The sequence below is a fragment of the Clostridium sp. AF34-13 genome, from assembly GCF_003477845.1.
In the GTDB taxonomy this organism is placed as follows: domain Bacteria; phylum Bacillota; class Clostridia; order Lachnospirales; family Lachnospiraceae; genus Butyribacter; species Butyribacter intestini.
This window is the reverse complement of record NZ_QUEB01000008.1, coordinates 95,627-113,178: the sequence shown is the minus strand read 5'-3', so window position 1 is coordinate 113,178 and position 17,552 is coordinate 95,627. Positions and strand designations below refer to the sequence as shown.

Below are 17,552 nucleotides of genomic sequence, written 5' to 3'. Positions count from 1 at the left end.
TTTGAATTACTGATATGTTATCATCGTAATCCTCACTTCCGTACCTTTTGTCTGAACACGATACAAAAACTGCATATATATCTTTTATAGTCACTCTGCATCCTTATTTTTCTGAAACTCTTTCCAGTCAAAGACAGCCTCTACCGAAGCTATCGCAACTTCTATCATAGAGTCATCTGGTTCTTTTGTCGTTAGTTTCTGTATAAGCATACCCGGCTTACTCAGTGCATTTACAATGCTGTTTTCTGATTTTCCCGCAAGCCGTATAAACTCATAGGAAACTCCGGCTATAACAGGCACCAGCAAAATCCTACACAAAATCTTAAGCCACATATTATCAACTCTTATAAATATAAAAAATATAATACTTATAAATAATACTATAAAAATGAAACTTGTTCCACATCTTTTATGTTCTCTCGACTGTTTTTTTACATTTTCGACAGTCAGTGGAAGCATATGTTCAACACAGTTTATTGTCTTGTGCTCTGCTCCGTGATACATAAAGACACGCTTTATATCTTTAACAAAGGAAATCGCAAATACATAACCGATAAACAGTAAAATCCTTATAACTCCCTCTATCACTGCAAGAAGTTTTTCTGATGCGACAACTTTTTTCAAAAGTTCTGATATGAAAAACGGTAAAATCATAAAAATCCCAACCGCAAGTATTATCGACAAAATGACCGTAAAAGTCGTTTCCACCTTTTCACGCTTTTCCTTTTTGTCCTCGTCAATCTCCTCTGCATCATCTTCCTCGTCCTCAAAATATTTTGATGAGTCCGTAAGGCTTTTCATTCCGAGTACCAGCGACTCGACAAAAGTCACAACACCTCTTATTATAGGCAGGTCGCAGATAAAGTATTTATCTCTGAGACTTTTGCAAGTTCCTTCTTCTACCTCAATCTCTCCGTCAGGTTTTCTGACGGCAACGGCATATCTGTCTTTATTTTTCATCATGACACCCTCAAGAACAGCCTGCCCTCCTATACCTGATGGTTTTACTACCGATTTTTTGTTCATATAATACCCTCCAAATGAAAAAGAGCAAAACCAGCGTTTTGCTCCTGGTTTCACACTACTTCACGAGCATTTACCTATACAATGAAAAATGGTCACAGCCCCCTTTTGGTTGCTGTGACCATCTATAAGACCGAATCTTACATTATTCTTATACTAAAGTCATTGATACAGTACACTAATTTAGTTTGCCTGCATTCCATATTTACGGTTGAACTTGTCAATCGCACCACGAGCCTTAACAGCTTTCTGCTGACCTGTGTAGAAAGAATGACATTTTGAACAGATTTCTACATGAATTTCTTCCTTTGTAGAACCAGTTACAAACTCATTACCACAGTTGCAAACAACTTTAGCCTGATAATAATTAGGATGAATTCCCTCTCTCATGTCTTATGACCTCCATTCCGCTGCCATCACGACAGCAAATACATATCACGAAAAAGATCACACCCAGAATGTAGGACTGTATCTTTTCGATTTCAATTTTCAACACAACTTCATTATTATAACACACTTCACATAAAAGTGCAAGCACATTTTTATTTTTAAAAATGTATCTTTCTTATCATTTCAACAAATTCCCTGTTGTTTCTTGTCTTTCTGAACAAATCTATGATTTTTTCCACAGCTTCATCATTTCTCATTGAGCTGAAAGCCTTGCGTATACGGTAAGCCGCATCTTTCTCATCCTGTGTGAGTAAAAGGTCGTCTCTTCTGGTGCTTGATTTTGGAAGATCTATAGCCGGGAATACTCTCTTTTCCGAGAGTCCTCTGTCGAGAACCATTTCCATGTTACCTGTTCCCTTAAACTCCTCAAATACAACATCGTCCATCTTGCTTCCCGTATCGACAAGTGCCGTTGCAAGTACGGTAAGGCTTCCGCCTTCTCTCATATTTCTCGCTGCACCAAAGAATTTCTTCGGCATATGAAGTGCAGCCGGGTCAAGACCTCCGGAAAGTGTTCTTCCACTCGGTGACACCGTGAGATTGTAGGCTCTTGCAAGTCTTGTGATACTGTCAAGAAGTATCGTAACATCCTCGCCATGCTCAACAAGTCTCTTTGCTCTCTCGATTACCATCTCTGAAACTCTCTTGTGATTTTCAGGAAGTTCGTCAAATGTGGAGTAGATAACATCAACATTGTGTCCCATGATAGACTCTTTTATATCAGTAACTTCCTCAGGTCTTTCATCTATAAGAAGAACAATAAGGTTCATTTTAGGATAATTTGTCTTTATAGCCTTTGCAACCTGCTTAAGAAGTGTTGTCTTTCCTGTCTTTGGCTGAGAAACTATCATTCCACGCTGTCCCTTGCCGATAGGAGCAATTATATCCATCATTCTTGTTGAGATAGTCGCACCGTCCGTCTCAAGTCTTATCTTTTCATTTGGAAAGATAGGTGTGAGCTGTTCAAACTTTGGTCTTGCCAAAAGATCTTCTACCGGATAACCATTTACAGTAACAACATACAGCAATGCCGCAAATTTCTCACTCTGGCTTCTGACTTTCAAATTTCCCTTAAGAATATCTCCCGTGCGGAGTCTGTATTTCTTTATGAGTGCATGAGATACATAAACATCATTATCACCCGGCAGGAAATTGTCGCATCTGATAAATCCATAACCCTCTGTCATTATCTCAAGGATTCCCTCTCTTGACTCACCGCTGTCAAGCTGACTTAAATCAGGCTGCTTGTCAATATCCGCTGTGTTCTGTGCAGCATTATTCTGGTAACCCTGATTTCCATAACTGCCATTCTGATAACCGTTGTTTGAATATGAACCTGACTGGTTCTGATAATTGTTGTTTTGATTATAGCCGCCGTTCTGATAATTATTACTCTGGCTGTAATTGTTCTGTCCGTAACCGCCATTCTGACCGTAACCACCGTTTTGATTGTAACTGCCATTCTGATAGCCGTTGTTATAACCATTCTGTGAATATCCGCCGTTTGACTGACCGTTATTCTGGTTATAATTATTCTGATAACCGCCATGATTAGAATTTGACTGGTAGCCGTTCTGAGAATAACCCGGATTTTGATTTAAATAAGGATTATTGCCCTGTCTTTGATTCATTCTGCCGTTGTTTCTCTGCTGTCCACGCACATTGCCTGTTCTTCCGTATGATGACTGGATGCCACCCTCTCTCCTGTTTTTATATGTATTTTTATGTTCTTCATTATAATCATTTCTCACATACGAATTCTGAAACTGTGGTCTTTTTTCATCTGCGTTCTCAATTTTATCACTGTTCTTTAAATCTGACTCTGCTGTTCCTGCCTGTTCAGCCACATTATCATGTTCTGCAGCCGGAATATCATCTTTCTTTTCTTCTTTTTTTCTGTTTTCTGTCTTTTTTATCTTAACATCTGCTGATGCATTTTCAGCATTGTCCACTGCACTTTCTGCCACATTTGACGACTGCTTCTTTTCAACTTCCAAAAGTAACTCTAAAAGCTCTCTTTTCTTATAAGTTGTTACATTCTTCACGCCCATCTTTCTGCCTGCAACCCTAAGTTCAACAAGAGACATTTTTTCTAAATCTGACATTATTTTGCTCCTTTACAAATACATTTTGATTTTTCTTTGATTGTTTAATTTTTAAATTATATTGACGATTCCGGGATTTTAATTTCACGATAGTGTCTGAATAATTTTATAATACTTTCAATTTACTATACACAATCTTTTAGCATTTGTAAAGGATAAAAAAAGCAAGGCTGACCTGTTACATCAGCTCAGCCAAAAAAATAATTGACAATGCAATAAATTAAATACTAAATTCTCTTTTTATGGCGGAACAGCCTTTCCTCAATCAACATTAAGCTTTTTGTTTAAAAGGTACACACTCATTCCGCAATAAAATGTCATCATCACTATCATAAGTATGATACTTCCGATAAGAACATCACTTATATATGCATTGAGAACTCCCATATCAGGTGCCTCCGCACTTTCCACAAGCTGCGTCATCATTCCTCTCCCTGCTGCTGCGATGACAACAAAAGCTATTGAAAATACCTGCATTACGACATAACCTATAAAGTATGTCAAAAAAGAACATACATCTTTATTCATTTTCTTTCCAAATGAATAACCGATCGTAATCGATCCAAATAGTTGGCTTATTCCGTATAATGCTCCCACTACTAATGAAATAACAACAAGCCACTGGCTCAGTATGGTAAAACCGCTCTCTTTCATGCCATCTGCAAATCCTTTTATGAATTTTATGCACCACAAAGGGCTGCCTACCGATATAGACATTGTTATATATGCCCCCACAATATTTATGATAAACAGTATCAATGCAGACAAATATTTAGATGTGAATATCATAGTCTCGCTTACGGGAAGTGTATGTGTCAGATAGCTTTCATCTTTAAACATACTTTTTCTGTAATATAATACACTGGTTATTATCGTAATGGCAAATCCTGCTCCCACACTCAAAATATGCAGTATAAATAAAATATTTTCCAGCACAATCCATTGAACCGCTCCCGGATAAGCTTTATAAAGTTTTTCCATTATCAGGTGTAAAATGGCAAACAATGTTATCAAACTATATGCCCCTGCAATTACTTTTATATTTGACTTTACATCATGTTTTATAAGTTTCTTTAGCATGAAAACACCTCCCTGAATAAAGCGTCAACTGACTTTTCTTTTTCCATCCTGAGTTCATCCACATCACTGTGAAGCATCACTTTTCCCTCTTTCAGAAAAACAACCTCATCAAGTATCTGCTCAACATCCTGAATAAGATGGGTAGATATGATAACCGTCGCATCCTCTGAATAATTGCTTATTATGGTTTTTAAGATATAATCTCTTGCGGCAGGGTCAACACCGCCCATCGGTTCATCGAGTAGATACAGCTTTGCTTTTCTGCTCATTACCATGATAAGCTGAACCTTTTCCCTGTTTCCCTTTGAGAGAGATTTTAGTTTGCTCTCTTTGTCAAGACTAAGTTCCCCAAGCATCGCATCCGCCTTTTTTGCATCAAAGTCCTCATAAAATTCTTGAAAAAAGCTTACCACTTCTTTTATCTTCATCTCCGGTGAAAGATAACTCCTCTCAGGAAGATATGAAACTATTTTCTTTGTCCCGACCCCTATCCTTTTGCCGTCTATGAGAACTTTTCCCTTATCTTTGCTTAAAAGACCACTCAAAGTCTTTATAAGAGTAGTCTTGCCGTGACCGTTCGGTCCGAGAAGTCCCACTATCTTTCCGCTTTCAATCTTAAGTGTCAGATTATCAAGAGCTTTAACACTGCCATAGTTTTTCGATAGATTTTCACATTCTAATATCATCATGACCTCCATTTCCGCACAGACTCCCGTGCATCTAAAGTCTGCATCAAATATATGCAGACACAAATCCTGTATGTGAAAAAATTTTTTATGCTAATTCCTTACCAAATTCATGCCTAAATTTCATTTTCCATGCTTTTATCAAAATCCCCACGCTTTGGTAAAGTTAATTTCTTCACGCTGACTTTACTTATTTTCAGATATATATTTGTTTAACATTTCTATAATCTGTTCTTTTTTATATCCCATTTTCTCCATCTGAGCCACAAATGTTTTTATACACTCCATTGTCATTTCCTCCTGCAGCCTGTCTGTCTTTTCCTTATTGTCTGATACAAATCTCCCAGCCGTCCTCTGCGAATATACAAGTCCCTCTCTCTCAAGTTCGGCAAGTGCTTTTTGCATCGTATTTGGATTTACTCCCGCTTCTAAGGCAAGCTCCCTGACTGACTTTAATTTACTTCCGGCTTTCCACTCCCCAGCCACTATACGCTCTTTTATCTGGCTGATTATCTGCTGATAAATAGGCTGTTCATCATTGAATTTCCAAACCAATCATATATCCTCCTTTCCTTGTTCCACATTGTATCATTGTATTACTCACTTAGTACAATAATACTGTAATACAGTTTTTATAAAATGTCAACACTTATTTATATTTTTGACCAAACTTTTCATATATGGTATTCTTATCTATGTAACATTCATTTTTATATGCGGTATCGCAAACTTATATAAAAATTTCAAATCATATATCAGTAAAACAAACGGAGGAAATAAAAATGACAAACAGCGAAAAAGCTATTGCACTTCACAAAGAATGGAACGGAAAAATCGACACAACACCAAAATGTCATGTAAAGTCAAGAGAAGACCTTGCTATCGCATACACACCCGGTGTCGCTGAGCCTTGCAAGATAATCGCAAAAGATAAAAAAGAAGCATACAACTATACCATCAAATCAAATACTGTTGCCGTTGTCTCTGACGGCAGTGCCGTTCTCGGTTTAGGCAATATCGGTCCTGAGGCTGCCATGCCTGTTATGGAGGGAAAAGCTGTTTTGTTTAAGGAATTTGGCAATGTAAACGCATTTCCTATCTGCCTTGATACGCAGGATACCGAGGAGATAATAAAGACCGTTATAAATATAGCACCTGCTTTTGGTGGCATCAACCTTGAAGATATATCAGCTCCAAGATGTTTTGAGATAGAGACAAGATTAAAAGAAGCACTTGACATTCCTGTTTTCCATGACGACCAGCACGGTACGGCTATCGTTGTCCTCGCCGGAATAATAAACGGTCTTAAGGTTGTCGGAAAGACAAAAGAAGAATGTCATGTAGTTGTAAACGGTGCCGGTTCTGCCGGAGTTGCCATTACTAAACTTCTTCTCAGATACGGCTTTAAGGATGTTGTTATGTGCGACAAATCAGGTATTCTCTCAAAAGCAAGTGATGACCTTAACTGGATGCAGAAAGAAATGATGGAAGTTACAAACCTTACAGGAAAAACAGGTACTCTCGCAGACGCACTCAAAGGTGCGGACATTTTTGTAGGTGTGTCAGCTCCGGGCATTGTATCAGAAGATATGGTTAAGAGCATGAATAAGGATGCCATCCTCTTTGCAATGGCAAATCCTGTTCCTGAGATAATGCCTGATGTGGCAAAGAAAGCCGGTGCAAAAGTTGTCGGCACAGGCCGTTCAGATTTTCCAAATCAGGTAAACAATGTCGTTGCTTTCCCTGGTATATTCAAGGGTGCACTTGAAGGCCACGCAAAACAGATAACTGAAGAAATGAAACTTGCTGCTGCACTTGCTATCGCAGGGCTTGTAGACGAAAAGGATTTAAATGAGGACAATATCATGCCCGAAGCCTTTGACCCTCGTGTAGCAGATGTGGTATCTCAGGCAGTAAAGGCAAACATAAAGTAACTTAATATATGAAAAAAAATGAACATATAAAACGGTGGGGCGAAAAACCTTACTACTCTCTCGATTATTATTTGAAAAAAACTTTCGGTGAAAAAATATATAAAGTTGCCCTTGACGGAGGCATGAGCTGTCCAAACCGTGACGGCACTGTCTCCACGGGCGGCTGTATATTCTGCAGCAACGGAGGTTCGGGGGATTTTGCCATAAAACATGATAAAGACAATGACATAACAAGACAGATTGAAACCGGAATAAATTCACTAAAGGCAAATGAAAAATTTGTTGGAGAAAAATTTATAGCATACTTTCAGTCATTTTCAAATACATATGCTCCCGTTTCATATCTTGAAGATATTTTCTTGCAGGCAATAGACCACCCTCTTATATCAGCTCTTTCCATCGGCACAAGACCCGACTGTTTCTCATCTGAAATATATGACCTTATTGAAAGGCTGAACCATATAAAACCGGTCTGGGTAGAACTTGGTCTACAGACAAAGCATGAAAAAACTGCTGAGTTTATAAACCGTGGTTATACACTGGAGGTATTTGAAAAAGCCGTTCATGAACTTAGAAAGCGAAACATAACCGTTATCGTCCATGTCATAATCGGACTTCCGGGCGAAAATGCCGATAATCTATATGAAACTATCGATTATCTTAATCAAATGGACATTCAGGGCATAAAGCTGCAGCTTCTTCATATCCTAAAAGATACTGCTTTAGCTGACCTTATGGGAAGTTTTCATATATTGACACCGGACGAATATATAGACATACTATGTGAATGTATAGCAAAACTCTCGCCTGACATAGTTATACACCGGCTTACCGGAGACGGACCGAAAGATTTACTTATAGCACCTGAATGGAGCAAAAACAAACGACAGGTTTTAAATACCCTGAGCCATGAATTAAAGGTGCGTGGCATATATCAGGGACAAAAACTTAAAAGAAATGGGGGATTTTAATGACACCTGAATCACGAAAGCTGTATAAACTGATAATACTTTATTTTTTAAGTCTGACTAAACAGCCAATGTCAAACGCTATCATCTCTGATTTTATCCTTACAAACAATTATACGGATTATTTTTCAATACAGGAAACGCTCACCAACCTGCTTGAAGATGATATGATAGAGAGTGAGCAGACGCACGCAACTTCATATTATAAGATAAAGCCTGCCGGTCAGGAAATACTTACTTTCTTTGGCAAACAGCTCCCTGACAGCACAAAGGCACAGATACGAAAATATCTCTCTGAAAATAGGGTAAGCATTGTAGAGAATACCTCGATACATACTGATTACACCCATGTCAAAAACAAAGAGTACATCGCCCGCTGTTCAATAGTAGAACGAGGCAGTGTACTCCTTGAAGTCTCCCTCAATGTACCGACCGAGGAAGAAGCGATACAGGTATGCAAAAACTTTAAAAAGAAAAATGAAAAGATTTACAGTCTTTTATTCAGCGAATTGTCGGTAGAGTAATCTGCCGGCTTTTCTTATTCATAATTTCTCTCATCATTCTCCCTAAAAATCCATCGGAATTATAACAATCGCACTAAACTCATCACCCTCCGGCTCAAACAGATAAAATCCGTCATATTTTTCAACTACTTTTATAACATTTTTTATACCTATACCATGAAGCTCATTATTTTCTCTTTTTGTCGAAAGAAATCTCTCCCCGTCTTTTCTAAGATTTCCGTCAAAAGTATTTTTCACGGATACAATAAATTTTTCATCTTCAATAACGGTCTTTAACTTTATCATCTTTCTGCCATTGCATTTTTCAACTGCCTCGATGGCATTATTTAAAAGATTTGACAAAACTAAAATAAGCTCCCCCTCCATCATCGTAATTCCTGCCAGGTCATTTATTTTACATATGAATGAAGCTCCTGCCCTCTTTGCCTCGTAATATTTTGTGTTCAATATAATATTTACCACCGAATTATTTGTATCTATGACATCTTCCCCTGCCATATTTCCATCGCTCAACTTTTTCAGATAATCCGAAAGTTCATCATACTCTTTTTTCTGAAGCAGTCCCCCAATATATAAAAGGTTATTTCTATATTCATGTGATATACTTCTCTGCTGCTTTACATTCTCTTCGAGCGACTCATACATTTCCTGCTGTTTCTTTACATCCATCTCAAACATAAGCTTTTCCCGCTTTAACTTTGCTTTTTCAGCAATGTCATCCATAAAAAATATCACAAGTATGTTCATTGCTATAAGGCTTACCATAACTATCCAGACAAATTGCATTTCATTTTGAAACTTTACTGCGATTTCTATTTTAAGTGTAAATAAAATACAGGCTATTGATATGATGGGAAATATCATCAAAAAGAATACATCTGTTGTCTCGACACTTTCAAGCCATCTTCTGCTCATACATTTTTTGAAGATAAGTATAAGCAATAACAATACCGACTTGCTCAACAGTATTACAAACACATTTATACTATATGAGCCATTTGTATCAATTTTAAATACATTGCTATCTATCAATATTGTTATTATATCAGCAGCAAGCAGCAAGAATATAAATAAAACTGATACTATAACTGCCCTTTCAAACTTTTTCTTTTCCATAATCATACTCACGGTTACAAGAATGACTATATTTAATATCTGTTTTAGTATAGGACTTTGTCCAAAAACATCACTTACAATAAGAACCAGCGTTGCCATAATAAATACATAGACAACTCTCGTCCATTTTTTAAATCTAAACTCGGGTTTATAAAACGACGAACTGAATATCAAAAAGCATGACATTTCAATAAGTATAATCAGATAACTCTGTAAAACATTCATTATAATTTTCCTCTCTGCTTTATATATTCACTGGCAACGGATTTATACTTCTGTTTTGATACCGGAAGTTCCCTTCCATTTACAAGCTTTGCATAATATCTCTTTACATCACACACATAATCCATATTAACGATAAAACTCTGGTGAATCCTGACAAACTTCTCCTCTTTAATCTCCTGCTCTATATCATTCAGCTTTTTATAAACTGTATATTCTTTTTCGCTGTCATTCTCAACTAAATGAAAACACGCCCTATGTAAAAAATTTTCAATATAGACTATGTTGTCAATATTTACCTTTTTTTCTCTCTGTTCAACAAAATCATATACAAGCTCATGGACGCTTCTTCCCATTTTTTCTAAAATAACATTCAAAGCCTCGATAATGTCAGATTCTATAGTTGTCTCATCTTTTATTATATATCTTATGGCATCAACCTTATATCCTGCCAGTGAATACTCAATAAAACCGGTCACAAATACAAGAAATGTCCTGTCACTGTATTTTCTTAGATCTTCAGCCGTTTTTATCCCGTCCATCTCTTTCATATTCACATCCATAAAAACAATATCATACCCGCTCATAGCTTTTTCTAAAGCTGCAAACTCCTCACCCGACTGATAAATGTCTATCTTATATGGAAATCCTGCTTTTTTTATATGCTTCTCGATATATCCCCGCAGCCTGTCTATAATAACCTTTTCATCATCACATATAGCTATTTTAATAATATCAGTCCCCAAATATGTTTCCTCCTTTGTGATTTATACAATAACTATAACACAAAATAGAGATTATGAACAAAATTCTGACTGAGAGGTCAAAATAATGGACTGAAATGCAAAAATGGCACTTATCTATAAAAAATAATAAATGCCATTTATAAAAATCACATACTTTTCTTAATCATCACTAATTTTTTTTGTAAATTCTTCAATTCTCTTAATGTTCCATGAAAAATATATTCTTCAGAATTTAACAATATATCCAATTGTTTCAATGCACTTTCAACATACTGTTCAGCATAATTATCCCAATCATATTTCTCATAATACCTTATAGCATTTCTAGCATAAGTTAAAATATGATAATTTACTCTAACATCTTGAGTAATGCAAAATTCTAATGTTAAAAACGATTTTTCTATCGTTTTCTTTAACATATCCAATTCCCTTTGATCACTTGCTTCACTTATAATATTTCTTTCAAACATAATAATCGCATGTGTATTTGCAATTGAAAAAATTTTCTTTTTACTTTCAGTATATGCCTGGTCTATCTGCGACCATGCTAAATCATACTCTTTTTTTCTCTGTAAAAACAAAGCATATTGATGTCTTATATATGGAGATTTATTGTTTTTTAATATTTTTTCATAAAATTCAATTCCATCTTCTAGGCAAAATGCTTTTTTAGTTAAATCAGCGTCATAAGCTCTACGTTTAAAAATATCATACCTATATATTATATGAATTCCAACTTTATCCAAAAACTTATTCATAACTTTTGCTATTACACTTGCCTCCAATACATTAAATGATTTTTCTGCAAACAATTTACTTCTCATTTCTTTGTAGTCTTGGTTTTTTCCAATACTGTCATAATCCGTACTTTCTACTATAATTCGGTTCATCTTTTTCAATGCATATAATATGTCTTTATATGACTCAATACAATCACTAAAATAAAAATACATCATATCCATTGAACATGGTATTCCACAATAACTTGTATAATTAACCAATACAAATAATTCCAGTAAATCAATTTTTAAGCTATTATCCTTATATTCCTTTAAATCTCTCACATAACTTTTTATTCTCTCCTGAATTTGTGTTGATGTTGCGGTATAAAATACAATTTCTAATAATGATATATTTTCATTTGATGCCATTAAATCAAATGCATCTGAACTTGAACGATTCATAGACTTGCATATCACTTGTACATCATTTTTATTCAGTTCACTAATGTCCACAATTCTATCTGATGAAATATTTAAAAAACGCTTGACATATTCATAATTTAATGCTCTTTCCGCTAATACTAGTTTAATATTTTCATTTTTTCTTAATACTTTAAGTGCATCTACATTATTATACAAATTGTCAATAAAAACAGTTACGTTTTCATCATCTCTTACAAGATTCACAAGTTTTACGGCTTCTTGCTCTATAATATTGTTAAACCAAAATTTTCTACCACTGAGTTCCTTCGAAAAGGCTAATTGCATTAACAATGTAGACTTTCCGCAGCCTGGTATTCCAGTTATTAAAGTAATATTCCCCTTTAATATTGTACCTAACAAAACAGTATAATATGAAGTTCTAGAAACATTACTAGATACTATATCTGAGATAATAGGTTCTGCACCCGCAAAAAAATCCACAACCGGACGTTTTACACCCGACTTTTTTAACTCATTGCAGATAAAACTTGTTGGGAACTTGTCCCTATACTCTTTATATATATTTTTATCCCCCTCGTCGACCCTTGCAAAACTCTGCTCTCCAAGATAATTAATCAATTCTTTAGTATCAGCTTCTATAATATTAAACCCCAAATCTATGTAATCTTCAATAAATTCTTTATTTTTTTCGTCAGGATAAACAACTAACCATCTTTGCATCGATGATTTTGCATAAGCTTCACTATTACATATTATTTGCATAATGTTGTTATCACTTAACTTGGTTCCCCAAAATATAGTAGGTGCTGTAGAAAGCTTAAATGAAACTGTTTCAAACAATTTATTATCTCTAATAAATAAATCTGTCAATTCTGTTTCTGTAAATGACATTCTACTACCAACAGGATAAGTAACTGAACCATGCAGTTTATATAAACTAACAACTTTCTCTTTCTCCAATGAACCATAAATTGCCGTATCCGATATGTTTACTGAAGATTCTTGAGAATCATATATTTTTTCCAACAAATTATCTATATTTACAGTTATAATATTCTTTATCGGAAGTCTTGTTATTTTGAAATATTCCTTGTCAAAATTTTCAACTGTATATATATCCTTTAATTTTTTTCCAACATATCTGAATTATTTATTTTTATCTTTTGGCATGTTTTACTCAAATTAAATTTTCTTCCGTTATCTAACGAAAAAAGCTTTATCAATTTTTTGTTTATTTCTTCACCTAACGGTAAACTTTCTTTATCCTCATTATAAGCATAAACAGAAAACCCTGCTCCTACAAACAAATTCATTCCATATTTTTTTACTAATTCCTTAAATAATTCTTCATTATCAAATCTCATGTAATTATATCCTCCTAAAATAAATTTAATTACCCCAAAATATTTGTTTGCTTTTAACATATATAGCATATTTTGTTTATAATATACTCTTATTTTGCATAATTTTAATAAATAATAATATAATACATAATGTAATTATATTTTCAATGTAACATCTCCCTGGATGATATAACAAAATATTTACTTTTTCTATATTTATATCTGTCATTGACATAATTAAAAATAATATATTTACCATAAAAAATGATATTCCCGTGCCATATTTTATATAGATTAAAAATAATATATTACCAAATACTGTCAATACTACAATTCTTAAAATTGAAAACATCAAAATATCATGTAATATGCTACTATTCATTGATATTTCACACATATTATTTCCTATTAATACTACACACACCATAAATCCCACAACATACACAGAAAATAAAAAAAATGGTCTTTTTCTTATATTTTTTATTACCTCCTTATTCGAATTAAGCCTTACCATAATCATTGGATAATATGTTTCTGTTTCCCTTGAATATTTATATAAGAGAAACATTAATGGCGGTATATAAAAATACAACAATATTGTCAATAACTTAGTTATACTTCCATTCATATATGCAATATCTTTATATCCATCATTAAAAAATATCACATTTATAATATAGTCAAAATATTTATTCTTCAGTATATTTTCTATATTTTGATTTATATATGAATTGGTCACAACTAATGATACCAGCCCACTGATAATACCACAACACAACATCTCAATATAATTTAATATAAGATATTTATATGTAATCTTTTTATTCATATCAAACTCCGTTTCATTACCTTCCAAGTCATCTTTATTCTGGAATTATACTTATTTCTATTTTTCCTGAATTATTATTCATAATCATTGAAGCATCTTCTAATTTTATTTCTTTTGAAGCATTGTCGTTTTTAAGCTCCTTTAGCTGTAAAATGTATTTTTCTATCTTATTATTAGAAATATTATTACATACCATATTTAAAATACAACCTAAAATCCTACAGTTTTCTAAAACTCCATTATCATCTTTTAAGCTCACTAATGTTGTTTGAATATATATTGCCTCTGTGCTAGTTTCTTTACCAATTTTCTCTTGATTGTCTCTTATTATTACTGTGGCTACTTTGTTTTTTAATGTCAACATCCTTTTCACAAAATCCAACTCACCTTTTGATTTAATCTCTGACACTACTATTTCTTCACTTTTTAATTTATCCCAAACATCATTCCGATTAAAATCAAATGTTTTTTCCTGTTCGTTTGCAAAATCGTTTGCAACTATCCTTAATTTAATCTCATCTCCCTCCCAGCTATACTCTAACTGTATTTTATTATTATATTTTAAATCTATACTCTTGTCTTTCTGTTTTTTTTCAAACATCTCTTTTAATTTATCAAAAACAATACTTTTATACTCATACCCTATATCTTCAAAAATTGCCTTTAACAACCTTTTATTTTCTTTTTTATTATCTCTTATCATTTTCTCTGAATAATATATGTCAATATCCTTGCACCCACTTGCTTTTTTATTCAAGATATCGTCAAATAACTCAATCACAAACAGATTACCTTTTTCTTTCAACCTAAAACAATTTTTCATGTCTTCTTCCATTTGTTCCTCATCAAGATTGAACCCTAATGACAGCAAATTGTCTTTTATTTTCTCTGACTTAACTTTAAATACATATGAATTATTTTGTTTTTCATTATCTTCAACACTCTTCATTTCCATTTTTTCAAAAAGTTCTTTATTCCCACCTATTCCAGTCTTAGAACACCCTGTTACTATCACAGACATTATGCCAAATGATAAAATTCCAATATACTGAACCAATTTATATATTTTCATCTATAATTCTCCCTAATTCCATCTTAAAAATATGATCACACAATACTTGCAAATCTTCACTCATATGACTTGCAAGCAAAACTGTTTTATTCTGCTTTTTTAAATCATTTAAATATTCTCTTATTTTTAACACACTTTCCCTGTCTACCCCATTAAACGGCTCATCCAATATCAATATCTCAGGTTCTTCCATTATAGCCTGAGCTATTCGTAACTTTTGTTTCATTCCAACTGAATACTTTTTAAATTTTTTATCCTTTTCCTCAAAAAGATTTACTTTCTTTAACACAGATAAAATTTCCTCATCAGTTATTTTATTATTTATCTCTGCAAGCAGTTTAAGATTTTCATATCCACTCAAATGTCTTAAAAAATCAGATTCTCCTATTGACGCCCCTGTATTTCTTATGTATTCAATATCTTTTCCTATTCTCAAATTGTCTACAATAATTTCACCTGCTGCCGGCTTTACAAAACCGCATATAGTCCTAAAAAGCATTGTTTTTCCACAGCCATTTCTCCCTACAAATCCATAAACTTTTCCTTTTTCCATAGAAATATTTATATTATCAAGAATTTTATTTTGATTTTTTAGCTGCAAAGTCAAATTTTTACATTCAATATAACCTGACATTATTCAATCACTCCTCTCCTGGAATGTATTTTTACCTCAATCATCACAATACTTATCCCTATTATTATCAGCAACGGCAATGAAAGCTCTAAAATGTTATGTGGTGTATTAAATGCAACTATACTATCAGCAGACCATAACGGCATAAAACCACCAAGTTGTGATGAAATAAAGTTTTCCAAATGATAAAATAAAAACGGAATGCCTAATATAAAAACTGCATCATTCTTCCATATTGCAACACTACATGCCATAAAGGCAAAAGCAAAACCTGCTAAAAAATATATTGTACATGCAAGAGTATTAAAAACAAAAAAAGGATGAAGTACATAAAAATTTTTAGGAAAAAAATCATCTGCCCCACCAATATCCGTAAGTGCCGCCTTAGCAAACGGAGCAAGCATAATGTCTCCAAGAAGCAATGACACCGATACTACAATTCCGCCAAGTATTGCATAAAATATGCACGCTTTTCTTATTGACATATTTCCGTTTTTCATATAAATCACTGCATGGGGAAAATATCCCTTTAGTTCTTTTGAAAATTCCAAAACAACCAAACAAGGGAACAAGGTAAAAAAATTTACAAGATATGTAAAAGCACCCATCCATGAATTTTCCCATGACAATATCTGCGGCAATATCATATTAAGATATTCTTTTTTTGACATTCCACCATTAGCTTTTATATAATCCTCGCTGTATGTTATAACCGTTAGAAATTCACTTCCAAACAACCACGAAACTATTAAAACTGTAATCAATGATAAAACGGCAATAAATAAAAATGGATTTTTTATTCTTTCTTTAGTAATCGTTTTCATCTTGTCCCCCTGTCTGTAATTAACAAAACTAATTAAAAAATCACAACACTTTTAATAATCAGCTCTCCAATACCCATTAACATATGAAACAGGATTATTCCCCTTATATGTCCGTGTAATATATAATGTGTAATTAGTATTAGCAACTCCGCTATTGGTAAATGTAGCACTCGTACCTTCCTGTAAAACTACTGATCCGGCAACATAACTTTTTTTTACTTTTTTTCCTTTTTTCATTCTTGCCGTAATCCATCGACTGTTAGCATCCTCCTTCAAATTGACAAAACCATTTCGTCTACTAACATTTTTTGTCAATGTACTAGCTGCTTCTTCACCATTACCGTATTTCACCTTAATATTATTAATGTCTCCATTTTTTGCAAATGCAGAACTTCCCGCCAATACTGATGCACACAATGCAATTATAGTACTTTTGGCAACCAATTTCTTTATTCTATCATTCATAGAATACTCCTTTTCTTCTACCCATCCCATCAAGAACTCCCTCACCTGGGTAGAGGTAAAAGGTGAGAGGTTCTTCTTTAATTTTTAGCAGCTATTACTTTATCTTTTTAAGTGTTGCCGGTCTTTTAGGCTGATGCAAAAATCCCATACATCCTGGTTTCTTCTGCTGTTCTTTTTCAACCATCTTCTTAAGAACAGAACCAGAAATTTTTAATGCACTGTCTTTAATTCCCATAATCTTATACTCTCCTTTCTTCTGTATTGGTGGGTCACAAATCTATGATAATGTCTTTCTCCTGTTTTCATCCCACAAAATCACAAAAATCTCTGCCGGCACATCATTTTTTATGACCCACAGTGCAGCG

At 33.8% G+C, this 17,552-nt stretch carries 19 protein-coding genes; 3 read left to right on the top strand and 16 right to left on the bottom strand.

The features are described from left to right. Positions 1–90 precede the first annotated feature (90 nt). From DWZ63_RS08360 to DWZ63_RS08335, 6 genes are all read right to left on the bottom strand, one after another. Complete coding sequence (locus tag DWZ63_RS08360) at positions 91–1,026, bottom strand: DUF1385 domain-containing protein (RefSeq protein ID WP_055946021.1); 936 nt, start codon at positions 1,024–1,026, stop codon at positions 91–93. A 180-nt stretch (positions 1,027–1,206) separates the two neighbouring features. Further along, the gene (gene rpmE, locus DWZ63_RS08355) at positions 1,207–1,413 is read right to left on the bottom strand and encodes a 50S ribosomal protein L31 (protein WP_022014073.1); all 207 of its coding nucleotides are present in this window, start codon (positions 1,411–1,413) and stop codon (positions 1,207–1,209) included. 158 nt (positions 1,414–1,571) lie between these two features. Then, positions 1,572–3,578, bottom strand: coding sequence for a transcription termination factor Rho (gene rho / locus DWZ63_RS08350; protein ID WP_055946019.1), 2,007 nt, complete (start codon positions 3,576–3,578; stop codon positions 1,572–1,574). Positions 3,579–3,839: 261 nt separating this feature from the next. Continuing rightward, positions 3,840–4,658 carry a hypothetical protein gene (locus DWZ63_RS08345; protein WP_055946016.1) on the bottom strand — a complete coding sequence of 273 codons (819 nt, stop codon included), beginning with the start codon at positions 4,656–4,658 and terminating at the stop codon, positions 3,840–3,842. Then, positions 4,652–5,344, bottom strand: a complete 693-nt coding sequence (locus DWZ63_RS08340) for an ABC transporter ATP-binding protein (RefSeq protein WP_243020537.1) — start codon at positions 5,342–5,344, stop codon at positions 4,652–4,654. Before DWZ63_RS08340 ends, DWZ63_RS08345 begins: the two co-directional genes overlap by 7 nt. Positions 5,345–5,530: 186 nt before the next feature. Beyond that, positions 5,531–5,899, bottom strand: a complete 369-nt coding sequence (locus DWZ63_RS08335; RefSeq protein ID WP_055946010.1) for a GntR family transcriptional regulator — start codon at positions 5,897–5,899, stop codon at positions 5,531–5,533. Between the two features lie 227 nt (positions 5,900–6,126). On the opposite strand from DWZ63_RS08335, the gene DWZ63_RS08330 reads away from it, so the two are divergent. Genes DWZ63_RS08330 through DWZ63_RS08320 form a run of 3 tightly spaced genes read left to right on the top strand, consistent with a single transcriptional unit; the run spans position 6,127 to position 8,770 of the window. Next, positions 6,127–7,278: an NADP-dependent malic enzyme gene (locus DWZ63_RS08330; protein WP_055946007.1), complete on the top strand. Its 1,152-nt coding sequence runs from the start codon at positions 6,127–6,129 to the stop codon at positions 7,276–7,278. An 8-nt stretch (positions 7,279–7,286) separates the two neighbouring features. Then, the gene (locus tag DWZ63_RS08325) at positions 7,287–8,249 is read left to right on the top strand and encodes a TIGR01212 family radical SAM protein (RefSeq protein ID WP_055946004.1); all 963 of its coding nucleotides are present in this window, start codon (positions 7,287–7,289) and stop codon (positions 8,247–8,249) included. Continuing rightward, on the top strand, positions 8,249–8,770 hold the full coding sequence (locus DWZ63_RS08320; protein ID WP_022014069.1) for a DUF4364 family protein: 522 nt from the start codon (positions 8,249–8,251) through the stop codon (positions 8,768–8,770). Before DWZ63_RS08325 ends, DWZ63_RS08320 begins: the two co-directional genes overlap by 1 nt. Before the next feature lie 42 nt (positions 8,771–8,812). Here DWZ63_RS08320 and DWZ63_RS08315 read toward each other — a convergent pair whose 3' ends face one another. From DWZ63_RS08315 to DWZ63_RS08275, 10 genes are all read right to left on the bottom strand, one after another. Then, positions 8,813–10,111, bottom strand: coding sequence for a sensor histidine kinase (locus tag DWZ63_RS08315; RefSeq protein ID WP_118499501.1), 1,299 nt, complete (start codon positions 10,109–10,111; stop codon positions 8,813–8,815). Continuing rightward, on the bottom strand, positions 10,111–10,854 hold the full coding sequence (locus tag DWZ63_RS08310) for a LytTR family DNA-binding domain-containing protein (RefSeq protein WP_055945999.1): 744 nt from the start codon (positions 10,852–10,854) through the stop codon (positions 10,111–10,113). Before DWZ63_RS08310 ends, DWZ63_RS08315 begins: the two co-directional genes overlap by 1 nt. Before the next feature lie 146 nt (positions 10,855–11,000). Continuing rightward, positions 11,001–13,046 carry an SIR2 family protein gene (locus DWZ63_RS08305; RefSeq protein ID WP_243020535.1) on the bottom strand — a complete coding sequence of 682 codons (2,046 nt, stop codon included), beginning with the start codon at positions 13,044–13,046 and terminating at the stop codon, positions 11,001–11,003. Positions 13,047–13,141: 95 nt separating this feature from the next. Next, on the bottom strand, positions 13,142–13,384 hold the full coding sequence (locus tag DWZ63_RS15960) for a hypothetical protein (protein ID WP_243020533.1): 243 nt from the start codon (positions 13,382–13,384) through the stop codon (positions 13,142–13,144). 76 nt (positions 13,385–13,460) lie between these two features. Then, positions 13,461–14,192 carry a hypothetical protein gene (locus DWZ63_RS08300; protein ID WP_055945996.1) on the bottom strand — a complete coding sequence of 244 codons (732 nt, stop codon included), beginning with the start codon at positions 14,190–14,192 and terminating at the stop codon, positions 13,461–13,463. A gap of 34 nt (positions 14,193–14,226) precedes the next feature. Next, entirely contained in the window at positions 14,227–15,264 is a 1,038-nt protein-coding gene (locus tag DWZ63_RS08295) for a hypothetical protein (RefSeq protein ID WP_055945994.1), read from the bottom strand. Next, positions 15,251–15,898, bottom strand: coding sequence for an ATP-binding cassette domain-containing protein (locus tag DWZ63_RS08290; protein WP_055945991.1), 648 nt, complete (start codon positions 15,896–15,898; stop codon positions 15,251–15,253). The genes DWZ63_RS08295 and DWZ63_RS08290 overlap by 14 nt, the downstream gene beginning before the upstream one ends. Next, complete coding sequence (locus tag DWZ63_RS08285) at positions 15,898–16,722, bottom strand: hypothetical protein (protein ID WP_055945988.1); 825 nt, start codon at positions 16,720–16,722, stop codon at positions 15,898–15,900. The genes DWZ63_RS08290 and DWZ63_RS08285 overlap by 1 nt, the downstream gene beginning before the upstream one ends. Before the next feature lie 51 nt (positions 16,723–16,773). Next, complete coding sequence (locus tag DWZ63_RS08280; protein ID WP_055945985.1) at positions 16,774–17,217, bottom strand: hypothetical protein; 444 nt, start codon at positions 17,215–17,217, stop codon at positions 16,774–16,776. 64 nt (positions 17,218–17,281) lie between these two features. Then, positions 17,282–17,422, bottom strand: a complete 141-nt coding sequence (locus DWZ63_RS08275) for a cyclic lactone autoinducer peptide (protein WP_082440835.1) — start codon at positions 17,420–17,422, stop codon at positions 17,282–17,284. Positions 17,423–17,552 lie beyond the last annotated feature (130 nt).

Coding starts and splice junctions, on each gene's coding strand:
- DWZ63_RS08300 (WP_055945996.1), bottom strand. CDS start 14,192: ATGAATAAAAAGATTACATATAAATATCTTATATTAAATTATATTGAG.
- DWZ63_RS08345 (WP_055946016.1), bottom strand. CDS start 4,658: ATGCTAAAGAAACTTATAAAACATGATGTAAAGTCAAATATAAAAGTA.
- DWZ63_RS08295 (WP_055945994.1), bottom strand. CDS start 15,264: ATGAAAATATATAAATTGGTTCAGTATATTGGAATTTTATCATTTGGC.
- DWZ63_RS08340 (WP_243020537.1), bottom strand. CDS start 5,344: ATGATATTAGAATGTGAAAATCTATCGAAAAACTATGGCAGTGTTAAA.
- DWZ63_RS08315 (WP_118499501.1), bottom strand. CDS start 10,111: ATGAATGTTTTACAGAGTTATCTGATTATACTTATTGAAATGTCATGC.
- DWZ63_RS08330 (WP_055946007.1), top strand. CDS start 6,127: ATGACAAACAGCGAAAAAGCTATTGCACTTCACAAAGAATGGAACGGA.
- DWZ63_RS15960 (WP_243020533.1), bottom strand. CDS start 13,384: ATGAGATTTGATAATGAAGAATTATTTAAGGAATTAGTAAAAAAATAT.
- DWZ63_RS08285 (WP_055945988.1), bottom strand. CDS start 16,722: ATGAAAACGATTACTAAAGAAAGAATAAAAAATCCATTTTTATTTATT.
- DWZ63_RS08280 (WP_055945985.1), bottom strand. CDS start 17,217: ATGGGATGGGTAGAAGAAAAGGAGTATTCTATGAATGATAGAATAAAG.
- rho (WP_055946019.1), bottom strand. CDS start 3,578: ATGTCAGATTTAGAAAAAATGTCTCTTGTTGAACTTAGGGTTGCAGGC.
- DWZ63_RS08275 (WP_082440835.1), bottom strand. CDS start 17,422: ATGGGAATTAAAGACAGTGCATTAAAAATTTCTGGTTCTGTTCTTAAG.
- DWZ63_RS08290 (WP_055945991.1), bottom strand. CDS start 15,898: ATGTCAGGTTATATTGAATGTAAAAATTTGACTTTGCAGCTAAAAAAT.
- rpmE (WP_022014073.1), bottom strand. CDS start 1,413: ATGAGAGAGGGAATTCATCCTAATTATTATCAGGCTAAAGTTGTTTGC.
- DWZ63_RS08325 (WP_055946004.1), top strand. CDS start 7,287: ATGAAAAAAAATGAACATATAAAACGGTGGGGCGAAAAACCTTACTAC.
- DWZ63_RS08320 (WP_022014069.1), top strand. CDS start 8,249: ATGACACCTGAATCACGAAAGCTGTATAAACTGATAATACTTTATTTT.
- DWZ63_RS08360 (WP_055946021.1), bottom strand. CDS start 1,026: ATGAACAAAAAATCGGTAGTAAAACCATCAGGTATAGGAGGGCAGGCT.